The organism is Photobacterium malacitanum (genome assembly GCF_900185615.1).
In the GTDB taxonomy this organism is placed as follows: domain Bacteria; phylum Pseudomonadota; class Gammaproteobacteria; order Enterobacterales; family Vibrionaceae; genus Photobacterium; species Photobacterium malacitanum.
Genome location: NZ_FYAK01000001.1, coordinates 1,005,613 through 1,021,505, shown reverse-complemented (window position 1 = coordinate 1,021,505; position 15,893 = coordinate 1,005,613). Strand labels below are relative to the sequence as shown.

Annotated in this window: 13 protein-coding genes; all 13 read left to right on the top strand. The window is 42.8% G+C overall.

What is annotated here, in order from left to right:
- Positions 1–202: 202 nt before the first annotated feature.
- The 13 genes from flgK to fliG all read left to right on the top strand — a co-directional run bounded on the left by flgK (position 203) and on the right by fliG (position 15,872).
- A complete protein-coding gene (flgK, locus tag PMAL9190_RS04570; RefSeq protein WP_087844101.1) occupies positions 203–2,152 on the top strand; it encodes a flagellar hook-associated protein FlgK in 1,950 nt (649 codons plus the stop codon).
- A 12-nt stretch (positions 2,153–2,164) separates the two neighbouring features.
- Complete coding sequence (gene flgL, locus PMAL9190_RS04565) at positions 2,165–3,430, top strand: flagellar hook-associated protein FlgL (RefSeq protein WP_087844100.1); 1,266 nt, start codon at positions 2,165–2,167, stop codon at positions 3,428–3,430.
- Positions 3,431–3,823: 393 nt separating this feature from the next.
- The gene (locus PMAL9190_RS20520) at positions 3,824–5,437 is read left to right on the top strand and encodes a flagellin (RefSeq protein WP_087844099.1); all 1,614 of its coding nucleotides are present in this window, start codon (positions 3,824–3,826) and stop codon (positions 5,435–5,437) included.
- Between the two features lie 87 nt (positions 5,438–5,524).
- Positions 5,525–5,977 (top strand): flagellar protein FlaG, encoded by a 453-nt coding sequence (locus PMAL9190_RS04555; protein WP_235004275.1) that lies wholly within the window; start codon positions 5,525–5,527, stop codon positions 5,975–5,977.
- Positions 5,978–5,988: 11 nt separating this feature from the next.
- Entirely contained in the window at positions 5,989–7,437 is a 1,449-nt protein-coding gene (gene fliD, locus PMAL9190_RS04550) for a flagellar filament capping protein FliD (RefSeq protein ID WP_087844098.1), read from the top strand.
- A gap of 9 nt (positions 7,438–7,446) precedes the next feature.
- Positions 7,447–7,764 (top strand): flagellar biosynthesis protein FliS, encoded by a 318-nt coding sequence (locus tag PMAL9190_RS04545; RefSeq protein WP_087844097.1) that lies wholly within the window; start codon positions 7,447–7,449, stop codon positions 7,762–7,764.
- Positions 7,765–7,816: 52 nt separating this feature from the next.
- Positions 7,817–8,218, top strand: coding sequence for a flagellar export chaperone FliS (gene fliS / locus PMAL9190_RS04540; RefSeq protein ID WP_065166468.1), 402 nt, complete (start codon positions 7,817–7,819; stop codon positions 8,216–8,218).
- Positions 8,219–8,469: 251 nt separating this feature from the next.
- A complete protein-coding gene (locus tag PMAL9190_RS04535) occupies positions 8,470–9,915 on the top strand; it encodes a sigma-54 dependent transcriptional regulator (RefSeq protein ID WP_087844096.1) in 1,446 nt (481 codons plus the stop codon).
- Positions 9,916–10,239: 324 nt separating this feature from the next.
- On the top strand, positions 10,240–11,262 hold the full coding sequence (locus PMAL9190_RS04530; RefSeq protein ID WP_065177264.1) for a sensor histidine kinase: 1,023 nt from the start codon (positions 10,240–10,242) through the stop codon (positions 11,260–11,262).
- Between the two features lie 29 nt (positions 11,263–11,291).
- Positions 11,292–12,662, top strand: coding sequence for a sigma-54-dependent transcriptional regulator (locus PMAL9190_RS04525; RefSeq protein ID WP_087844095.1), 1,371 nt, complete (start codon positions 11,292–11,294; stop codon positions 12,660–12,662).
- 61 nt (positions 12,663–12,723) lie between these two features.
- A complete protein-coding gene (gene fliE / locus PMAL9190_RS04520; RefSeq protein WP_087844094.1) occupies positions 12,724–13,035 on the top strand; it encodes a flagellar hook-basal body complex protein FliE in 312 nt (103 codons plus the stop codon).
- Between the two features lie 61 nt (positions 13,036–13,096).
- Positions 13,097–14,839, top strand: a complete 1,743-nt coding sequence (fliF, locus tag PMAL9190_RS04515; RefSeq protein WP_087844093.1) for a flagellar basal-body MS-ring/collar protein FliF — start codon at positions 13,097–13,099, stop codon at positions 14,837–14,839.
- Positions 14,832–15,872: a flagellar motor switch protein FliG gene (gene fliG / locus PMAL9190_RS04510; protein WP_087844092.1), complete on the top strand. Its 1,041-nt coding sequence runs from the start codon at positions 14,832–14,834 to the stop codon at positions 15,870–15,872. Before fliF ends, fliG begins: the two co-directional genes overlap by 8 nt.
- The last annotated feature ends 21 nt before the right edge of the window (positions 15,873–15,893 follow it).

The following is a 15,893-nucleotide window of genomic DNA, read 5'->3' as shown; positions in this document are numbered from 1 at the left end:
GACGTTAGTTTTGTTAAGTGTTGATCTGTATCGGCAGCTTTGGCAAAAGTATAAGTAAATAAATGCCAATTAACAGTATTTATTTAAACATCGATGTCAGTGCGTTATTTATTTAAAAGTGGTTCAGTTCTTGCTTATTAGTTACAGCGTTATCGCAATACATTGACGGTAATGGTTTAATTTTCAGTGAGGGCAGTGGGCAATGGCGGTAGATTTGATGCAAATTGGGGTGAGTGGCTTACGCACATCTCAAAAACAATTGGATGTGGCAAGTCATAACATTACCAATGTCAACACGCCTGGATATAGCCGTCAAGTTGTTGAGCAAAAAGCAGATAATGCACATTGGAATGGTAATAATTACTATGGTACTGGCGCTTATATTGATAACGTCAGTCGTGCCTATGATCAATTTGCAGCCCGCGAACTGACGCTGTCTACCACTCAGCTTGAAGAAGCGAACGTTAAACAACAGCATTTAGCGATGTTAGATGACTTCACCTCTAAAAGCGCGGTTAATAGCGTTAACAGTATTAATGATTTTTATCACTCGGTGCGTTCATTAGCGGATAACCCAAGCGATCTAGGTAGCCGTCAAACGGTGCTAGAACATGCCAATCAAGCGGCGGTTAATCTTAATAATGCCCACGAAACCCTCACCAATATTCGTACTGATGTTAATCAGCAACTTGAGGTCTCACTTGAACGCGTCAATGCGCTAGGGCAAGAACTTGCCGCCGTTAATACCAGCCTGCAACAACAATCAACTAGTGATGGCAGTAACGATTTGTTTGATCAACAACGAACGCTGATCAACGAATTAGCCAAATATACGCAAGTGACAGTGTTAGCGGATAAAGGCAGCTTAGCCAATACGGTTATTATTGGCAGCGGTGATACTTTAGTTTCTGGCGTGAGTGCATCGCAGTTGCAACTCGTCGATGGCGATCCTGATGTTGCCAATAAACAAATAGCGTTAATCAATGGCAATAATAGCAAACCGATTAAGAGCGATACTATTGGCGGCAGCCTAGGGGCGATGCTAACGGTGCGTGATGATGTGATTGATAAAAGTTTGGATCAACTCGGACAAATGGCAATTGGTTTTGGGTCCCAAATGAATGATTTGCAACAGCAGGGCGTTGATCTTAATGGTCAGCAAGGGCAGGCATTATTTAACGATATTAATAGTGCCAAGGCGATGTCACAACGGGCGCTTAAACCCTTTGGTAGCAGCAGTGATATAAGCGTTAAAATTGATGATATTAACCAGCTGAAATTAGGTGATTATCAATTAGTCAGTGATGCGAGCAGCCATACCTTGATTGATCAGCAAGGTAATAAAACCCAATTGGAAGCTGATGCTGACGGCAAGTTTGTTGCTAAGGTTGATGGTTTAGAAATCACTATTAATCAACCGCCAACGTTAACGGCTGGCGAGACTGAAATGACCATTATTCAACCTTTACGTCGTGGTGCTGCGGATATTTCACTGGCAATGACCGATCCGCGCGGGCTTGCTGGTCACCGCCAGTTAACCGCGATTGCCGCAGAGTCAAACACAGGCTCGGCAACGATTACTAAAGCGACTGCTGTGCCTGATAACGCCGCTGGGCGCTATCAGTTACAGTTAAATGCCGCGGGCGATCAAGTTACGGTTACTGATTTAAAAACTAATACCAATGTTGAGCTGGTTGATAATCGTTATTCTGCTGCTGATGGCGCTATCATTGCCTTTAAAACCAGCGCAACTACATCAATGCCAGTAATGACAATATCAGCCAATGCTGCTGCCAATGATAGTTTTGAGATTGAACTTGGCGCGCAAAACGCCCAAGGCGGCAACGGTAACTTTTTAGCGATGCAGCAAGTTCAGCATCAAAAGACCATGGCGAATGGTAAATCCAGTGTGATTGATGTTTTTGAAGGCTTAGCGACAGATATTGGCATGCTTAAAAAAAATGCCGATAAATTAACCGAAGTAAATCAGCTTGATTTTGATTCCGCCTCAGAGCGAGTATCGAATTTATCTGGGGTTAACCTTGATGAAGAAGCCGCTAATCTAATGAAGTTTCAACAATCGTACATGGCGTCATCACGAATTATGTCGGTGGCAAAAGAAACCTTTGATACCTTAATGCGCGCAGTATAACCAGGAGTTGTCATGATCAATCGCGTCTCAACCGCCAGCCAATACCAAAACCTGACCTCCAACTTAATGCGTAAGCAAGGCGAGCTTAATCAAACTAACGGTCAATTATCTAGCGGCAAACGGGTCGAAACCGCCGGCGATGATCCGGTGTCATCAGTGACGATTCAAAACTACCGTCAACAGCTGACTCAAATCGATCAATATAATAGTGCCATCACCCTTGCCAATAATCGTCTGCAAACCATGGAAACCGCGATAGCTGGGGTTGAAGATAACCTTGGCGCAACCAAACAAAAAGTGCTGGGAATGATCAATGGTGCGATGGCTAGTAATGACCGCACCGCATTTAAAGATGAATTAATTAGTCTGCGTGATGGCTTACTAGAATTAGCCAATAGCCGTGATGAAGCCGGTAATTATGTGTTTGCAGGCAATCAATCTGATACTAAACCGTTTATGGAAGCCACTGATGGCAGCATGAACTATCACGGTGATAACCAGTCGCGTTATGCGCAAATTGATAAATCGGTTAACGTAAAAACCAGCTTGCCTGGCGATCAGCTATTTACTGATATACCTAATAGTTACGGTGATTTTCGACCTGTATTTAGCGATAAAACTGCCACAACGGATGGCTTAACCGATGGCTCTAAATTGCATTTACTTTCAGCGACGACCAGTGATTTTGCGAGTGCTGAAACGATTGAAGTAAGTTTTAATGAAGTCGATGTGGTCGATAATGACGGTAATACCACCAAAGAAATGCAATACAGCCTTAACATCGGCGGTAAAGCGGTTGTTACTGATGCGAGTTATGATCCTCAGCAGGGGATCAGTTATAAAGATCCTGCGGTTGCCGATAGTGCTACCCTTAATCTGCAATTTGATGGCATCAGCAGTGGCGATAGCATTACGCTAAAGCCCGCCCAAACCATCAATATTTTTGATTCTATTCAGAGTGCGATTGATAACGCAGAGCGTCCAACCTCATCGCCTGCGGCAGAAGCAAACTTACAGCGAGTGATTGATGATCTCGACAGTGGCTTTGTGCACATGAACCAGCAGCGTTCAGAAGTCGGCACTATTATGCAGCAGGTCGATCGCCAGTTAGAACAACATCTGGATTTTGAATTAACCCTAAATCAGGCTCAAAGTGGCTTAGAAGATCTTGATTACAGCAAAGCCATTATGGATATGAATCAACAAATGATGGCGCTGCAAGCCTCGCAGCAAGCGTTTGGGCAAACCAAGCAATTGTCATTGTTTAATTATATTTAGGGGTTTTAGGGGAGAGCAGGGGCGAGTTTCGAGTAAAAGCAGAAGAGAGGCAGACCCTGTAAATAATTCTGTGTAATTGCTCTGGGTTACAAGTATTCAGTCAATCGATCTTCAAATTTATTTTTGATACTTGACTATAAGTTGAGGATATTGCTCGCCACTCGCCACTCGCCACTCGCCACTCGCCACTCGCCACTCGCCACTCGCCACTCGCCACTCGCCACTCACCAACTATTCCCCCTATTTATCAATTGTTAAATTCATATACAAAATTATAAAAATAATCCTAAAGCTTCGCCAAAAGGTGCCGTTAACTTTAGCACTAAGTTAATTAAATCTCTTTTTAACCCGGCACCACGTCTGGGAAAGATCATATCAAGGAGTGTCACCTTTATGGCTATTACAATTAATACTAACGTAACAGCAATGACTGCCCAGCGTAACCTAAACAGTGCAAGCAGCAGTGTTGCCGACAGCATGCAAAAACTATCATCTGGTCTGCGTATTAACTCTGCAAAAGACGATGCAGCAGGTCTGCAAATTTCAAACCGTTTGACCAACCAAACCAATGGTCTAAACGTCGCCATGCGTAACGCTAATGATGGTGTTTCAATGGCACAAACGGCTGAAGGCGCGATGTCAGAATCAACTACCATCATGGAGCGTATGCGTGAGCTAGCTCTTCAATCTGCTAACGGTTCCAACTCAGATAAAGACCGTGAAGCAATGCAGAAAGAAATGGGTGAATTGCAAAGCGAAATGAACCGTATCGCTGATACCACCAGTTTCGGTGGTCAAAACCTTCTTGATGGTTCATTTGGTTCAAAATCTTTCCAAATTGGTGCTAACTCAAATGAAACTCAAGAGTTGGGTTTGATGGATGTATCTTCACACGCTTTAGGTCAAACGTATAAGAGCTTTGACTCTGCAGGGACAATTAGCGCAACGGCTGTTGCGGGGACTAGAGCTGAAGATGGTAGTGTAACTATTAACGTAGGAGGACAGTCACAGTCTATTAGTTTAGGTCATGATATGTCAGCTGATGACTTACAAGAAAAAATCAATAATATTGACGGTTTAAGTGGTGTTAACGTCACTCAAGCGGATGATAAACAACCTGAAGTGCAAGCTCGAACACTTATTACAGCATCAAACGCTGCACAAGGTACACTGACTGTAAATGGTCAAGAAATTGATTTATCAACGACTACAAAAGCCGCAGCAAAAGATGGTCAAGACTTGTTTAAATTAGCAGCCACTTTGAATGATGAAAGTGACGGTACATTTGAGGCAGTTGCACTAAAAGCAGATGGCTCAGCTGCTACAAGTGCTACAGATACTGTAAGTATTGCTATTACAGGTAAAGATGGTTCTCCTATAACTATGTCTGTTAAGGGGGTTGAAGGTGTTACTGATGCAGGTGCAGCCGCCGATGGTACCTTTGTTGCTAAAACACAAAAGGTTACAGCCTATGATGCAGCTGCTGATAAAGTGACGTATGCAGACGATAAGACGATGGTGCTAACTGGTGCTGATGAAGCTAAAGATGGTGCCGTTATTGCTGCTGAAAAAACAGATGCAATAAAAGGCGATTTTACATTTAGTTTAATATCGGCAAAGCTTGACGAAGATATTGAAGGTGCTGTTTCTATTGGTGGTACAGAGATGAGCCAAAAAGCGGGAACATCAACTGACTCAGTTGCAAGCCTAGATCTATCAACTCAAGAAGGTGCTCAAAACGCTATCGATGTACTTGACTCAGCAATGGAGCAAGTGGATGAGAAGCGTGCGGAAATTGGTGCCTTCCAAAACCGTATGACGCATACCATGAGTAACTTGGCTAACATCAACGAAAACGTAAATGCGTCTAACAGCCGTATCAAAGACGTTGATTTCGCCTCTGAAACCATCAACATGACCAAAGGTCAGATCCTACAGCAAGCAGGTACTTCAATTCTTGCGCAAGCAAAACAGATTCCACAAGCGGCACTTAGCCTACTAGGTTAATTCGCCCTTAAATTAATGCCCTGCTGATACGTTCAGCAGGGCATTATTGTATTTTAATCGCTAACAAATATGCTCAAGGAACTGGCTATGGCGATCACTTCTACTACTGCTGCAACAGGGCTACATACCGCGCTACAGACATCATTAAATAGTACGGCTTCAGCGACGGCCAATACTGCGAATCAGTCTATATCTGATCCAACTTATAGTGAGTTACAACCTAGCGGCAAGCCATTGCCACTGATAACCGCATTAACGGATGTTGATGATGTTAATCACCCTCTTGATGACAATCCGCTTAATTCATTTACGCCTGATCCTATTGCAGAGCAAGAACGCATTAAGCAGATTGAACAAGTATTACAGCAAGTTAACCGCAGTTTGCGTTTCCATCAAGATGAGGAAACCGGTGAGCAGATAGCCACCATTGTTGATAAAACCAGTGGTGAAGTTATTCGCCAAGTTCCGGCACAAGAATTGCTAGAGTTAAACAAAAATTTAGCCAAGCATGCTTTGGGCTCTATCAGTAAAACAGTGTAGAGGACATAACTATGGGGTTAAGTGCTGCCGGAATGGCATCAGGGCTAGATATTGCAGGCATGACGCAACAATTAGTTGCCGCTGAACGTAAACCAAAAGCAGATCGTATTGAAACACAACAAAAACAAGTTAATGTCTCTCTCAGTGCTTATGGTCAGGTCAAATCATCGATCAGTAGCATGCAGTCAATGCTAGAAAAGTTTGGTAAAGATGAAGCCTTTAATGGTCAAAAAGCAACGTCTGATAACAGTGATTACGTTGCGGTAAAAGCGACGGCAAAGGCAAAAAATGGCTCTTACACCATTAATGTTGAGCAAATGGCGCAATCACATAAATTAATGGGTAAAGAATTATTTAGCGGCGATCCTGAAGCCTCACTCGGTAGTGGTGAAATGGTAATTAAGGTCGGTGATAAATCGATGACCTTAAACATTACTGAAGACAACGATGATTTATCGTCGATTGTGGATGCGATTAATAACGCTGAAGATAACCCCGGTCTAACTGCAACCGTGATTAATACTGGCGAAGAAGGCGGCTCTAAAATTGTCTTTTCCACCACTGAAACCGGTGTTGAAAATACCATTGAAATTGATACTTCAGCGATGACGGGGCAATTAGCATCGTTGGCTTATAGCGCTGATATGCCAGAAGCAGAAAGAAAAGTTGATGAGATGCAGGCAGCGCAAGATGCACGTATTAAAATCGATAACTTCACTACTGTGACGAGCAGCAACAACACCTTTGAAGATGTTATTGAAGGGGTGACGTTAGATCTTAAAAAACTCACGGGTACATCAGGTACCGATAACCCTGAAACTGATGATGTCGATGTTAAATCAGTTAAGATCACCATTGAAAGTGACGAGAAAAGCACTAAAGATTCACTGAAATCGTTTGTTGATAGTTATAACAGTTTAATGGGCACCATTGATAAGCTAACCGGATTTGATGCAGATAAAGAGCCGGATGATCCTAATCGTGCCGGAGCATTGAACGGTGATAGCTTAACCCGCTCAGTAACCACCCAAATGCGTAACTTGCTTAATGAGCCAATTGAAATTAACGGCAAGCTATATCAAATGTCTGATTTCGGTATTTCGATTCAGCGTGACGGCACCCTCGAGCTTGAAGAAGACAGCGATAAACTCGATGATATTATCAGTGAAAACTTTGCCGTTATCGGTCAGTTCTTTGCACAAGAAGACAGCGGTTTTTTGGCTAAAGCCGATAAGCTATTAGACAGTTTTACCGATAAAACCGATGGTTCTCTATCTGTTAAAGAAGAGACCTTAAAAGAGCGCCAAAAATCATTAGACGACGACATGGCAGAGCTTAATAAACGCATGGTCGCTTATGAAGATCGTACCTATAAACAGTTTTTAGCGATGGATGAAGCCATCGGTCAGATGAACAATCAACTCAGTAGCATGATGAGTTTGATGATGTCGTTTGAGTAAGGATAACCAATGCAACAAGTAATTACATTAGAAGCTCTAACTCAGCTTGAGCACCAAATCGAGCAGTTATTGTTGGCGGAAGAGTACCCTGATGATTTTCCGCAGCAATTAGAAAACTTAGTTGCGTTGCGCCATCAACAAGTGGAGTTAGTGCTTAAACAGCCAGATTTATCACGACCAGTATTTGATGATGTGGTAGCACGTACGCAAGCGATGAAGGGGTTATTACAACAGCATAAAGATCGTATTGGCGCGCAGTTAGTACGCTCGAAAAAAAGTCAAAAATCATTATCGCTCTACAGCAATATTCAACAACACGGACAATAACCATTAGCGTTAACGCTAGCAATAATGTTCCAGCTATTTAAAGGATAATAACATGCGTGGTTCTCTTCAGGCATATAAGCAAGTTTCAGTAAATGCACAACTCGCCAGCGCATCCCCACACCGTATCATTCAAATGTTATACGCAGGGGCAATCGAACGCCTTATTCAGGGCAAAGCCGCGATGGAACAGGGCAATATCGCGGTTAAGTGTGAGCGGTTAGCTAAAGCATTAGATATTGTATTAAGTCTGCGTGATTGCTTATCAATGGAAGATGGCGGTGACATCGCGAAAAACCTTGATGCATTGTATGAGTTTATGGGCAGCGAAATTTCACGTGCCAATGCAGAAAACGTCACTCAGCCCATTGATGATGTGATCGGTATGTTACGTGAAATAAAATCAGCATGGGATCAAATTCCAACCCAATATCACTACCTTACTGAAACAAATTAACCGTTATTGATTGTCGGCAACCACAAATTTGGTTGCCGATAAGCAGTATTTTTATGGTTTTTAAGCTAAAAATGGAATAAAAGCGTCTCAATTGCATTGTAATTTGTATTGGTATCACAGCTTTTATATGTCAAATCTTGCCTTATGGTGCACATTAATTACAATGTAGCTACTATCTTCTTGATTGTTGTTCTCTTTATTATATTGAATCTTCCGTCAAAATGTCCTCATATAAAGGCAATATCCATTTTATGCTCGGTTTAGTAAATACGCTTGTTATTGATGACGATTCACAGCAACGTCATGATTTAGGTGTCATCCTTAATTTTATGGGTGAGCATCATAGTGCGCTATCATCACAAGATCTTACCGTGTCATTATGGGAGCAGCCATGGAGTGTTTGCTTATTAGGTACGATCATCAATGCTAAGCGCTTAAATAGTATTATCAATATGCTTAAAATGTACCCACAGATCCCTGTGGTTGCTTTAGCAAATCATCATGAAGCATTGGTTGAGTTACCTAATTATATTGGTGATCTAAAACTCCCGTTACATTACAACCAATTAGCTGATGCCTTTCGTCATTGCCAAGAATATTTAGGCAAACGTACTCATCAAGTGCCGTCTTTAGGGCGTAAGAACATGCTGTTTAGAAGTATGGTCGGTCGCAGTGAAGCCATCAGTGATATTCGTCGGTTGGTTGAACAAGTAGCAGCTTGTGATGCCAGTGTGTTGATTTTAGGTGAATCAGGTACTGGTAAAGAGGTGGTTGCGCGTAATGTGCACTATCACTCAGAGCGTGGCAAAGGCCCATTTGTGCCGGTTAACTGTGGTGCCATTCCTGCAGATTTACTTGAAAGTGAATTATTTGGTCATGAAAAAGGTGCCTTTACTGGCGCAATTTCAACCCGTAAAGGGCGATTTGAATTGGCTGAAGGTGGCACTTTATTCTTAGACGAGATTGGTGATATGCCAATGTCGATGCAGGTTAAATTATTACGGGTGTTACAAGAGCGTAGTTTTGAACGGGTGGGTGGCACTCAAACCATTAAAGCCAATGTTCGTATTGTGGCAGCAACCCATCGTGATCTGGATAAAATGATCGCTGATAGAAGCTTCCGCGAAGATTTATACTACCGCTTAAATGTATTCCCAATTGATATGCCAGCGCTGCGGGATCGAATTGAAGATATTCCGTTATTATTGCAAGAGTTGCTAACGCGTATGGAAGCTGAAGGCGCGAAACGAATTCATTTTACCCCGCGCGCAATTGCATCATTAATGCTGCATGATTGGCCGGGAAATATTCGTGAACTTGCTAATCTTGTTGAACGATTAACGATTCTTTATCCAGGCGAAATGGTGGATGTGAACCATTTACCGGTGAAATACCGTTATGGTCATTTACCTGATTTTGTACCGGAGTTAAATACCACTTCGATTGAAGAACAAGAGCAGCAGGCATTAGCTGATATGTTCGCAGCAGAAGAGACAGAAGCCACATCTTTAGGTAATGATTTACCACCAGAGGGGCTAAACCTTAAAGAAATGCTAGCTGAGTTAGAGGTCGAAATGATCCGTCAAGCATTGGATGCTCAGTCAAATGTGGTCGCGCGTGCCGCAGATATGTTAGGAATGCGACGTACTACCTTGGTTGAAAAAATGCGTAAATACGGATTATCTAAAGACAGCTAATTGATACTAACGATGGTTGTCAAACAATTCGGAAAAAGCCACCGCCAGTAATTTGGCGGTGGTTTTTTTTATGTGTTTTATACACCGAGCTGTGTCAAAGCTAGTCACAAAATATAGCTAGCAACGATATTTTACCAGTGGCTGTGAGCATAAATTCATCACTATGGCTAAACAATATTAATCACTGTGATTACATGGCGACGAGTGTCATAAAAGTGACACTATTTTGAATGTGATGTTTTTGTTAAGCTGTTGATAAATAGCAATTAATAGTGGTATGTAACTTGCATTTAGTTGTAGGGTGGTGTTTGTTTTAGGGTAATTATGAGTGACTCATCGGTAGCAGTATTGGCGTTGAACCAACAAGTTGAGCGTTATCGGCAAGTATTACAAGTGATGCCTGTTGCGGTGATTTTGTTGGATGAAAAAGGGCTGATCACTGAAGCCAATCAAGAAGCATTGCGGTTGTTAGGTGAGCCATTAATAGGCCAACGCTGGGGAGAGATTATTCAGCGTAGTTTCGCTCCTCAAGATGATGATGGTCATGAGGTTTCATTGCGTAGTGGCCGTAAAGTCAAGCTTGCCATTTCAGCGTCTGCGGCAGGACAACTTATTGTGATCACTGATCTAACCGAAACTCGGCAGTTACAGTCACGCTTAAGTGAAATGCAGCGGTTATCATCATTAGGGCGAATGGTGGCGTCATTGGCGCATCAAGTTCGAACACCGCTTGCCAGCGCATTATTATATGCAGAAAACCTAGCGTCATCAGGGTTAACAGCAATCACACGTAACCGCTTTCAAACGAAATTGGTTGATCGCCTCTACGACCTTGAAAAACAAGTTAATGACATGCTGCTATTTGCTAAAGGTGGCGATAATAAAGTGGTGAGTGAGTTTACTGTCGAAAGTTTACTCAACCGTTTAGAAACCCTTATTGAAACTCAGCTAATGAGTGAGGATGTTGACTTTAGTATTGATTGTGATGATGAGACATTACTGCTGTTAGGTAATGAAAATGCGTTAGCCAGTGCGGTGGGAAATTTGATCACCAATGCGATTCAAATGTCAGGTAAAGGCTGCCGAGTTGCGGTGCGTTGCCAGCAACAAGGGCAAATGTTATTGCTCAGTGTTAGCGATAATGGCCCTGGTATTGCGGTGGAAGATCATCAAAAAGTGTTAGAGCCTTTTTACACCACCCGTCAACAAGGCACTGGATTAGGTTTAGCCGTGGTGCAAATGGTCGTCGCTGCGCATAAAGGCCAGTTGCAATTACAGTCACAGCTTGGGCATGGGGCAACCTTTACCTTGCTACTCCCACTCGCTGCATCACTACAAGCAGCATAACGATTCAAGTTTACTATGGAGAGTACAACATGACTCAAACACGAGTATTAATCGTCGAAGATGACACCGGTTTGCGTGAAGCGTTAGTCGATACTCTGGCATTAGCGGGTTATCAATGGCTAGAAGCGGAAAGCGCAGAGCAGGCATTAGTGCTACTGAAATCAGAGCCGATTGATATTGTGGTGTCTGATGTCCAAATGGCGGGAATGGACGGCTTAGCTTTGTTACGCAGCATCAAGTTGCAATGGCCCAAAATGCCGGTGCTATTGATGACAGCATACGCCAATATTGAAGATGCGGTTGCTGCCATGAAAGAAGGGGCGATTGATTACATGTCGAAGCCGTTTGCACCGCAAGTATTGCTTAATATGGTCGCGCGCTATGCGCCAGTTAAACGCCATTTGACCGATACCGTCGTGGCTGATCCTAAAAGTTTGCATTTATTGGCGATGGCAGAAAAAGTCGCGAAAACCGATGCCAGTGTGATGGTATTAGGCCCCAGTGGTTCAGGTAAAGAAGTGCTCTCACGCTATATTCATCAGCATTCATTACGCAATGATGGCCCTTTTGTGGCAATTAACTGTGCTGCCATTCCTGAGAATATGCTGGAAGCGATGTTATTTGGCTATGAAAAAGGTGCGTTTACTGGCGCAGTGCAGGCATGTTCAGGAAAATTTGAACAAGCGCAAAATGGCACTATTTTACTGGATGAAATCAGTGAAATGGACATCAACTTGCAAGCTAAATTATTGCGAGTATTACAAGAGCGTGAAGTTGAACGCTTAGGTGGCCGTAAAAGTATTAAATTAAATGTGCGCATTATAGCGACCAGTAATCGGGATTTAAAAAGCCATGTTACCGCTGGCCATTTTCGTGAAGATTTATATTACCGCTTAAATGTTTTTCCAATCACTTGGCCAGCATTAGCTGAACGCAGCGGCGATATTTTGCCATTGGCGCAATTATTTCTCCAGCGTCATGCCAGCCAACAAGGGCTTGCCGTGCCAACGCTGAGCGACTGTGCGCAGCACAAATTATTACAATATTCATGGCCAGGAAATGTTCGTGAGCTTGATAACGTGATTCAACGCGCGTTAATCATTCACGATAACCTTATGATAAATGAGCAACATATTCTGATAGAAGGACTTGATTGGTTGCAGATGGCTGATTGTACTACTGCAGCTAACACTGTTGCGGAAACCGTTATATCACCAGCTACCGCGACCGAGAGTTTAGGCAATGAATTACGTGGACAAGAGTTCACCATCATCCTTGATACTTTAGTTGCTTGCCAAGGTAACCGTAAACATATGGCAGATAAGTTAGGGATTAGCCCACGAACGTTACGGTATAAGTTAGCTAAAATGCGCGATGCAGGAATTCAGTTACCTGCGTAAACCGATTGATCTTTTAGCCGCTGCTTAGTGGTAGCGGTAAATAACCCTGTGAGATTATGCAATGAAAGTTAATGGATTAGCGACTGAAATGCAGACCATGCGTTTAGAAGCACAAAACACGATTCGTCCGCCAACAGGCCAACAAGTCAGTGCTGATTTTAGCAATTTACTTAACGATGCCATTAAGTCAGTAAATACCCTTCAAAGTCAATCCAGTGATTTAGCGACTCGTTTTGATCAAGGTGATCGTAGTGTGTCGTTATCGGATGTAATGATTGCGCGTAATAAATCCAGTGTGGCGTTTGAAGCAACGGTGCAAGTGCGCAATAAAATGGTTCAAGCCTACAAAGAATTAATGAATATGCCGGTATAAATGCCGTGGTTATTGTCGATGTGATAACGCATCATTTGGTGATATGTGTGAGTAATAAATAGTGTCAGATCAGATTGTTAATCAGCAAGTTGCGGTTGCAAATAATAATACTTCGCCGGTGTTACGCGATGCCTCTCAAGATCCAGATCTTGCCGAGAAAAAAGCATCACGTACCGACAGTATTTTAGGCAACCTTGATCTGTTACGGCAGGTTATTTTAGTGCTATCGGTTGCCATCTGTGTGGCATTAATTGTGATGGTGGTGGTATGGATAAAAGAACCCGAAATGCGGCCACTTGGTAGCTATGAAACCGAAGAGTTAATTCCTATCCTAGATCACTTCGATCAAAAGCAGGTTGATTACCAACTTGATGGTAACACTATTCGTGTTCCTGCCGATAAATACAGCAGCATAAAATTAGACTTAACCCGCAGTGGTTTAAACAGTCGCACTGCTGAAGGCGATGATATTTTATTGCAAGACATGGGATTTGGCGTATCACAACGGCTTGAAAATGAACGCTTAAAATTAAGCCGTGAACGCCAATTAGCACGTGCGATTGAACAAATTAGCCAAGTGCGCAAGGCACAAGTGTTATTAGCCATGCCCAAGCAAAGTGTGTTTGTGCGTCATAATCAAGACGCGACCGCAACGGTTTTTCTAACCCTAGCCTCTGGCAGTGCCTTGGGTCAGCAAGAAGTGGATTCAATTGTTGATATGGTAGCAACCGCGGTGCCAGGATTAAGTCCGACACGCGTTACCGTTACCGATCAACATGGACGTTTATTAAGCTCGGGCACTGAAGATCCTGGCTCAAGCGCGAAACGTAAAGAATATGAATTAGAGCGCAAACAAGAACAATCACTACGTGAAAAAATTGACGCGATTTTAATGCCAGTTTTAGGGTTAGGAAATTACACCTCGCAAGTTGATATTACGATGGATTTCTCAGCCTTAGAAGAAACCCATAAACGGTATAACCCTGCAACAGCAGCTACACGAAGTGAGTTTACCCGTGAAGATAGCAATGGCGGCCAAGTGGTGGCGGGTATTCCTGGCGCATTAAGCAATCAGCCGCCTGTGAGTAGTGCTATTCCTGAAAATATCAAAGATATGCAAGCGGGAACGAGCAGCGGTAATGGCCGTATGCACCGTGAATCGACGCGTAATTATGAGTTAGATACCACCATTAGTCATAAGCGTGCCCAAACAGGAGTGATTGATCGCCAAACGGTTTCGGTGGCAATTGACTATAAAACCATTGTCGATCCTAAAACCGGTGACATTACGCGCGTGCCAGTCTCAGAAGCTGAAATTGTTAAAATTCGCCGCTTACTAATGGGAGGGATTGGTTTTTCAGCCGCCCGTGGCGATTTATTAGAAGTATTATCAGTGCCATTTGCGTTACCAGAAGAGCAATTATTAGCTGAGGTGCCAATTTGGGAAAACCCGAACTTTAGCAGTTGGGTGCGTTGGCTAGCAGCGGCATTAGTGATTATTGTCATTGTGATAGTACTGGTGCGTCCAGCAATGAAGAAGCTGCTCTATCCAAATCAAACCGCAGACGGTACACCGTTAGATGAAAATGGTATGCCAATACTGACTCACAGTAGCAGCGATGGTACTGATTTGATTGGCGGTGATGTCGATGGCCATGAAAGTTTTGAATTAAGTAGTAGTAGTTTAGATCTACCTAATTTACATAAAGATGAAGATTTACTGAAAGCAGTACGAGCATTGGTTGCCAATGAACCTGATCTTGCTGCTCAAGTAGTGAAAAGCTGGATGAATGAAGATGGCTAATGACGTAGCAACAGTTGATAATAAATTTGATATTAAAAGCCTTAATGGTGCTGAAAAAGCTGCGATTTTATTATTAAGTCTTAATGAACAAGATGCTGCCAGCATTATTCGTCACCTCGATCCTAAGCAAGTGCAGCGGGTCGGTGGCACCATGGCAAGCATGAAAAATTTAAATCAAGATAAAGTCTCTAGCGTTCATCGGTTATTTTTAGAAGAGATTCAAAAATACACCAGCATTGGTATGGGCAGTGAAGATTTTGTGCGTAATGCGTTAGTGGCAGCATTAGGTGAAGACAAAGCCAATAACTTAGTTGATCAAATACTGATGGGCAGTGGCTCGCGTGGACTTGATTCTTTGAAATGGATGGATCCACGTCAAGTTGCCAGCATTATTCTTAATGAACACCCACAAATTCAAACCATTGTTTTATCGTATTTAGAGCCGGAACAGTCGGCTGAAATTTTATCGCAATTTCCTGAGCGCGTGCGGTTAGATTTGATGATGCGTATTGCTAACTTAGAAGAAGTACAGCCTGCGGCATTGCATGAATTAAACGATATCATGGAAAAACAATTTGCCGGTCAAGCCGGTGCGCAAGCAGCCAAGATTGGTGGTCTTAAAGCGGCGGCTGAGATCATGAACTACCTCGATAATAACGTTGAAGGGCTGTTGATGGATCAAATTCGTGAAAACGATGAAGAGACAGCCACTCAAATTCAAGATTTGATGTTTGTATTTGATAATTTGATTGAAGTTGATGATCGCGGTATTCAAACCTTACTCCGTGATGTTCCCCAAGATTTACTACAAAAAGCCCTTAAAGGTGCGGATGATATGTTGCGTGATAAGTTTTATAGCAATATGTCTAAGCGTGCCGGTGAAATGCTGCAAGAAGATTTAGAAGCGATGGGACCGATTCGAGTGGCTGATGTTGAAGCGGCGCAGAAAGAAATCTTATCTATTGCGCGTCGTTTATCTGATTTAGGCGAGATTGTATTAACAGGTAATGGCGGTACCGATGAGTTCTTATAAGAAAATGATTAACGTTATTAT